This is a genomic window from Haliscomenobacter sp. (assembly GCF_033763495.1).
GTDB lineage: Bacteria > Bacteroidota > Bacteroidia > Chitinophagales > Saprospiraceae > Haliscomenobacter.
On sequence record NZ_JANRKL010000111.1, the window covers coordinates 56820 to 64362 of the forward strand.

The window sequence follows — 7543 nt, forward strand, 5'->3', positions numbered from 1 at the left end:
TTACCACTTTATCATGAGAAACCTGCTCGTCTTCATCTTAGGCTTTTCCCTGGCCCTGCAGCTTGCTGCCCAAAACAATGTCAACATCCAAAACGTTTGGAAACAAACTTACCTCCAATCTGATGCAGGAAAACCCAGTCTGGGGGTTCAAAGCAACAAATCGGCCTGGGTCATCGAAAAAATCGCCAACAGCACGGAGGTTCACCTCAAACACGTAGCCAGTGGAGGCTACCTCAATGCCGAAAAAGATGCGAAATTCCCCTCCATCGGGGCCATTGAACCCGGCTGGTGGAGCGCCATGTGGATTCTGGAACCCATTGCGGGTACTGATCAGCTACGCCTCAAAAACAAATGGTGGAGTACCTATTTACACACAGAAAGCGGTGCCGTTGAACTGGGGGAAATCCAGCCCGGCTGGCTGAGTGCCCGCTGGAAAACCTCCTCCAGCACAGGCGTAGTCTCGCCTCCAACTACCAGTAACCAACCCTTCAACCTGGTCCCCTTGGGTGGCAATACCTTCTTCAATAATTTTGGAGCAAGTGGCATCGGCCTTTCAACCATGGGCATCCAAAACTGGACGGACGCTGCGGTGACCCCCACGGTGTATTTCCGCATTATGGAAAAAGGGACTTACTCCCTGAAACTGATCGCCAAAGCTGCTCAAGCCAGCAGCCTCAATGTGGGCATTCAAGGCCGTACCATCAAAATAGACGTAAACGGCAGCGATTGGCAAAAATACGCCCTGGGCACCTTTACCCTGGAAGCAGGTTACGTTCCTGTCGTGCTCAAAGGCCTGCAAAAAACCGGGGCCAAATTTTCCGACATCCAGGCCATAGAAATTCAAGGGGACCCAGCCAACATCAAATTTGTAAACTCCAGTCTGACGGGATCGCTGGAGGACAGTTACTACTTCGGGCGGCGTGGCCCTTCGGTGCACATGACTTACACCCTCCCCGCTGGCAAAAACATCGAATGGTTTTACAATGAAGTGACTGTGCCCAGCGGCAACGATGCCATCGGCTCCTACTTTATGGTCAACGGCTTTGCCGAAGGGTATTGTGGCATCCAGGTGAATAGCCCTACCGAGCGCCGGGTTTTGTTTTCGGTATGGAGTCCTTTCACCACCGACGACCCGAAATTCATCCCGGCTGATCAGCAAGTGAGGTTGTTGGCCAAAGGGCCGGGCGTGAGTGCCCAGGATTTTGGAGGCGAAGGCTCTGGTGGCCAAAGTTATTTGGTGTACAATTGGAAAGCGGGCCAGACCTATAAATTCCTCACCCGCATTCGCCCCAATGGCGACAACACCACGACCTATACCTCCTACTTTTTTGATCCCAACACGCAGGCCTGGCGGCTCATTGCTTCTTTCAAGCGGCCCAAAATCTCAACCTGGTATAAGTCGCCCCATTCGTTTTTGGAGAATTTCCAACCCGAACGAGGCGCCGTAACCCGCAAAGTAATGTTCAACAACCAATGGGTTTGTGATGATTCGGGCAACTGGAGCGAAATGACGGAGGCCCGATTTACCAATGATGATACCGGGCGAAAAAAACTGCGCATGGACTTTAATGGTGGGGTGGAAAACAACCAGTTCTTTCTCCGCAATTGTGGCTTTTTCAACAATTTCAATAACCCGGATTCAATGTTTAAACGAAATCCAGGAAAAAAAAAACCAGTGATCAACTTCGATCAATTGTCGAAGTAGCCTTGAAAAACCGGACATTAAATCGTATTTCATAAAACCGACCTACATGATCGCCATCAGCAATGGGTCATTTTGTATAAGGCAATTGAACGATAAACATGGTACCTTCACTTTCATTTGAAACGATATCCAAGATACCACCATGCCCTTTTGTTACAATATCATACGCCAAACTCAAACCTAAGCCTGTCCCTTGCCCGGTAGGTTTGGTCGTAAAAAAGGGTTGAAAGATTTTGTCGCGGATGGATTCGGGAACACCATCGCCATTGTCTTTCACCTTGATGATGATCTGATCGCCTATTTTTTGGGTGAAAATGGTGACGGTGGGTTGGTATATAGTGTCGGTGTGACTCGAAGTCACTCCGACACTCGCCCGCTGGTGTACTGCATAAAACGCATTATTGATTAAATTCAGCAGCACCCGGCCAATGTCCTGAGGAAAAACCGAAACCAGCGGTAAATCTGGATCAAAATGCGTTTCAATTTTGGAGTTAAAACTATTGTCTTTCGCACGCCAGCCATGATATGCTAGGCGCAAGTATTCATCGGCCAGGGCGTTTATATCCGTAGAGACACGATTAGTTGCGTCTCTACCCTGGCGCGAATGTTCGAGCATACCTTTGACGATGGAGGAGGCACGTTGGCCGTGGTGGTTGATGCGTTCTTCATTGGTTCTCAGGTCTTCAGCTAAGGCCCTTATTTCGGGTAAATTCCCATGGTCAATTTCCTCCAACAACTCATCCAAGAGTTCTTGATTGATATCAGAGAAGTTATTGACAAAATTCAAGGGGTTCTGAATCTCATGGGCGATGCCTGCGGTAAGTTCACCGAGAGAAGCCAGTTTTTCGGATTGGATGAGTTGCTTTTGTGTGGCCTTAAGGGTTTCGAGCGAGCTTTGCACCTGGTCTCTTTGGCGGTTGATTTCTTCCTTTTGGGTTTGTAACAGGGCATTGGCTTTTTGTTTCTGACGGTTGTTGCGATACAAGATAAGCGTAAGCAGCAAGACCCCGCCTACGACGGCGAGTAAACTATAAATCTTAACTCGATTTTGGTAAGCGATGCGCGCTGATTCAATTTCCTGGCGCATTTTTTGTTGGCGGCGTTCTTCCTGGAAAGTTAGGTTTTGCACTTCGCGTACTTTTTCTGCACCAGATACGCTATCACGGGCGGCTACGGACAGATCGTTGTAATGTAATGCTTTGGCATAATTGCCTTGCTTTTCGTAGGTTTTGCGAAGTAAACTGGCTGCTGCTTGCATCACCTCAAAGCCCTGAATCTTGCTAGCCCCAAGATAGGCGTCTATGGCATGGTGAATGGCCGAATCGGGGCGATTGACCCGAGCATAATACTTGGCCAGACTTAATTTACTTTCGTTGATTGCAGTAGGAAAATTGGCACGGTTGCCTTCTCTCAATCCGGTGCGGTAAAATTGCAAGGCTTCCTGGGATTCATTGGATTGCATATGGAGGTGCCCCAACAAATTGCAGATCTGACAATAAAAGTAAGGGTACCAGCCTTCGAGGGGCATTTCCTGGATACGGACTTGAGCCATCTTTGCGTAGTACATTGCGGAATCTCTCTGACCTAATTTCTCGAAGAGCTGCCCCAAGCGCATGGGGCCAGCTGGATAGCCTCTCTTGTCTAAGAATAACTTCTTTTTCAAGCGGGCTTCATATTCCTGGTATGATTGTCGTGCGTAATCGAGTGCGCGGTTCAAGTCTCCTTGGGCTTCATAGTTATTGGCCAAAAACGCCAAGGGCATACTGGTGTCTTCCTTTTTTTTCTCGGCATAACGCAGCGCTTCTTGAAGTAGGTGTATAGACTTGACGGGCTCGCCAGTCATACCATAACTGTACCCAAGCGTAAGTAAGGTGCCCAACATTCGATTTTCATCTCTAATTTTCCGGGCAATGCGCAATGCCTCGTAGAGATCTGCATGGGCTTGTTTAGGCGCTACAAACTGATTAGCTAAGCCTCTACGAAACAATAGGTCAATCCGTGCGGTATCTGTTTTGGCTCGCTTTAGTTCTTGGGTCAAACTGTCGGAGTTTGTTTGAATACCGTATTGAGCCAGCAAGGCGAAGTGGAATAAACATAAATAAACCACTAAGTTCAACTTTTTCATATCAGAGTTTAAAGGTGCAGGATAAAAAATAGGCTCTAGGTTGAATACTCCCTGTGTAATATACAATATTTGGGTTGGCGGCCCTTTTCTCGGGTGAAAAATTCTCGGTATCAAAAGTTTCAAAAGGTAACCCACTGGTAGTAGGGCCATTCCAACTCATTAACCCGAAGGTGTTGAACAAGTTATTGATGCTGGCCCGAAGCTGTACTTTGGGTGAAAGGTCATAACCCAGGTTGAGGTCGAACTGGCTAAAGGCAGGCAAATAAAAGGTTTCACTGCTGTTGGCGGCTCGTCGGCCCATGTAGTACCAGTTGCAGTTGATGTAAAGTTTGCCTGCTGTAAACGTTGGAGTGAGGTTCACAATCAGAGGCGGTGCCAAGCTGCTGATCTTTTTATTGGAACGGTCAATCAGTGTATCATCAGCAGGGCCATCTTGGCGGGTGTCATAAAACCGATAACGGTCGGCGGTGAATTGCTGGGTCATGGCGCTGGCCCGGATGCTCCAGTTTTCATTAAAAGTGTAATTGCCTTCCAGTTCCAGGCCAAAAGCATGGGTTTTGTTGTACAACTTAGGGGTGGCATAAAAAGTGGCCAATTGTCCTACATTGCGCCCGCGCCCAATCTGGGGGATTCGATCCAGTGCGCTGTAAAACGGCGTAATAAAAAGGTGATTGCGTCCATTAGAGAGTTTTACCCCTAATTCCATCTGGATGGTGCGCTGGGCTTCGATTTCAAAAATATCGCTGTTGTCATAAAACACATTGTAGTCGGGAGTTTTGCTACCTTGGGAATAACGAGCATAAAAAGCTACGCTGGGGTTTAGGCTGTAGTTCAGCCCTACTGAAAAAGCGAAAGTGTTCAAAGGGCTGGAATACTTGAGTTCTTTTCCCAGGGCATAGGTATTGTTGTCATAAAGGGTAGTCGAATCGCCGTCTACCCCTCCTTTGCTGCGTACCAAATCGGCGCTGCGCACGTTGGCCCCCTCTACATAAAAATGCTCGTAGCGAAAGCCCCAGTCCAGGTTGAGTTGGGAGGAAACATCCCAGTTGTGACCAAAAAAAAGTGCTGTTTGCCGAACTTTGGCTTGATTGAAAAATACCCCCCCATTGCCATAGCTGGCCAGCCCTTGGGGGTCGGTTACTCGATATACGGGGGAATTGGGTGCATCGGAAGGCTTATATTCTACACCCACAAATTGCGGCTGGTTTTCAATCGTGCCAAAGCCTTGTGCAGCAGGTGGAAAAATGTAATCTTGAAGGTGAGAGTTGGAATAAAAAACTCCAGCTGTAAAACCCATATGCTCCAACTGTTTCTTTAGGGTGAGTTGATTCATAAAATCCCGGATGTAACCGTCTTCGATGCCAGTGGGGTTATAAAAGACCGAGTTGGGCTGCACTTCAGCACCAGGCAGATTCAGGTCAGCTGTGAATTTAAAAGGGAAAAAAGGGTTGCTAAAGTCTAATTCCTGCTTGACCGTGCCATAGGATGCTTTGGTTTTGGTGTTGTAAAATCTATAGGTGCCAAATTTGCCAAGTAGGTCGAAAAGAGCGTAAAAGTAAAACTTATCAACGGCGAAGGGAAAAACGATCAGTGGTGCATTTGAAAGCAAGGATTTATCCGAATAACGCAGGTTATTTTGTACTTTCCAGCCCTTGCCAAAGCGGTGTTCCCAACTTAGCCCAGGAGCGATTTCTCGGTAATGATTCAGGTTTCGAGTGTCGTATTCTACTCCGCGCAAACCCAATACAGAGGCCGGGTAACTGAATTTCAAGAGGGGATTGAGCGTCGAGGAGTTGTTGGTAAAATTGCCCGCCGGGTGCGGATTTTCAAAATCTACAGTGGGTGTCAATTCAAATTGAACAGTGCGGTCGTTCAAATATTTCAGATTGAACTGGATTTGGCCGTTTTTGTACTTTTGGAGCAAGTTGCCTTTGAGTTGCCCACCCCGACTGAGTGGATAGCCAGGGTATTTAGCGCCATTGGCATAGCGGTAATGCCCACCAATGTAATAGGTCAAGGATGGGTTTCTTTTACTCAATGGCCCCCCAAAACCAGCTTCCAATCGGTAGTAAGGGTTGCGGCCATTGCCTTCCAAACCCACCCGGCTACGCACTTCGCCCGCAAAATTGACCCCGCCCGTATGGGTGATGTAATTAAAAATTCCCCCTGGCGCGTTGGCACCGAGAATAGAGGCCGTTCCGCCCCGTACCGCTTCGAGGCGGTTGAGGTTAATGTCGGCTCGCAAAAAACCATCGGGGGCGAATTGCCCTGGTGCCGGTACAATGGGGAGCCCATCTTCCTGCATGGAGACATAGTAGTAATTGCCTCCCAGGATCATGCCGCGTACCACTACACTGTTATAGATTTCGCCACGAGAGGTGTTGGTGTACACCCCGGGTACCTGGCGCAGGAGTTCGGTTGCACTGTTAGGCACCATTCGTTCAAGAACGCGGGTATCGAGCGTAGTAATGGCGATGGAGGATTCGATCTTTTTGCGGCTATCAAATACACCAGTTACGATCAACTCATCCAGGATTTGGATGTCCTCACTTAGTGTAATGGTAATTATGCTGGAGTCTTGTTCATTTTTTATCCAAACGACTTCTTTGGTAGCGTAACCAACTGAGCTTACAACCAAAGTCAAACTGCTTTCGCCTGACCAAGGTAGCTCAAATTCTCCCTGGGCATTGGTAGAAGTACCTTGTTGGGTATTTTTAAGCTGTACAGAGGCACCCTCCAGAGGAGCATTGTGAGAATCCTTGACCAGACCACGTAATTGAACGGGTTGTGCTAGTGCAAAGGAAATTGAAAAGAGAAGACTGCATAAGACCAATGGTGTTTTCATGATATTTCAGGCTTTAGCACTGCCTGTTAGTCCCAAAATGGAGGCTTAAAGTCGGAATAACAAAGAGATTTTTCCGAATGACGAGAATCGTTATCCGAATGGCAGGAATTTAACTCCGAATGAAATGAGCTAAGTCCGCCTCGGGTATAATTTTTTTTCAAAAAACACTTACCTTTAAGTTGATCAATACAATATAAGCTTGAGTTCGATGCGCATTACCGAGTGGCTGACACCTGCAAACCCTTGCCGACAATTTGAAAACAATGAGCAATTGTTTCAAGCCCTGAAAAGTTTGAACAACTCGGCAATACGTTGTGTGCAAAACAAGGTGATGCCCTCGGCAAAGAAATTGGTTGAGCAATACAAACTGGCGCCAGAAAGCGTAGACGAATTGCTCAACCAAAGCTCGCTCATCTTTTTGCGAAAAATAGAGGACGGCTCGTACCAGTTTCAAGGCCATGCCCCCTCTAGTTACCTCGTCGAAATCATGAAGCGGGTGGCCTTGTCGATGACCAGGAAACGCCAAACAAACTATGAATCGATCGAAGACCACCACGATTTGCACGACCCAGATATAGAAGCCAGCAACCGGCAACGCGAATCCGCCGAACTGGTGCGGCAATTTTTGGGACAAATGGGCGAACCTTGTACCTCAGTCATACGGCTCTACCACATCGAAGGTTATCCCGACGAAGAAGTGGTGCGCCAAGGCTGGACCCGTTATACCACTACCGATTCGCTGAAAATAAAACGCAGCGATTGTATGAAAAAATTGATCCAAATAGCGCGACAATGGAGAAATACGAACAATATCTAAGTGACAACGCCGACGATGACGAACGCCGCGCAGCAGCGCAAGTCATGGAGG

General features: G+C 47.8%; 4 protein-coding genes. 2 read left to right on the forward strand and 2 right to left on the reverse strand.

The features are described from left to right. Positions 1-13 precede the first annotated feature (13 nt). Positions 14-1705, forward strand: a complete 1692-nt coding sequence (locus tag SFV55_RS11980) for a DUF3472 domain-containing protein (RefSeq protein ID WP_320029737.1) — start codon at positions 14-16, stop codon at positions 1703-1705. Positions 1706-1772: 67 nt separating this feature from the next. Here the strand turns inward: SFV55_RS11980 and SFV55_RS11985 are convergent, their stop codons facing one another. Both SFV55_RS11985 and SFV55_RS11990 read right to left on the reverse strand, forming a co-directional pair. Continuing rightward, complete coding sequence (locus SFV55_RS11985; protein WP_320029738.1) at positions 1773-3830, reverse strand: ATP-binding protein; 2058 nt, start codon at positions 3828-3830, stop codon at positions 1773-1775. Between the two features lies 1 nt (position 3831). Continuing rightward, positions 3832-6675: a TonB-dependent receptor gene (locus SFV55_RS11990; RefSeq protein ID WP_320029739.1), complete on the reverse strand. Its 2844-nt coding sequence runs from the start codon at positions 6673-6675 to the stop codon at positions 3832-3834. Positions 6676-6883: 208 nt separating this feature from the next. On the opposite strand from SFV55_RS11990, the gene SFV55_RS11995 reads away from it, so the two are divergent. Then, positions 6884-7492, forward strand: a complete 609-nt coding sequence (locus tag SFV55_RS11995; RefSeq protein ID WP_320029740.1) for a hypothetical protein — start codon at positions 6884-6886, stop codon at positions 7490-7492. The last annotated feature ends 51 nt before the right edge of the window (positions 7493-7543 follow it).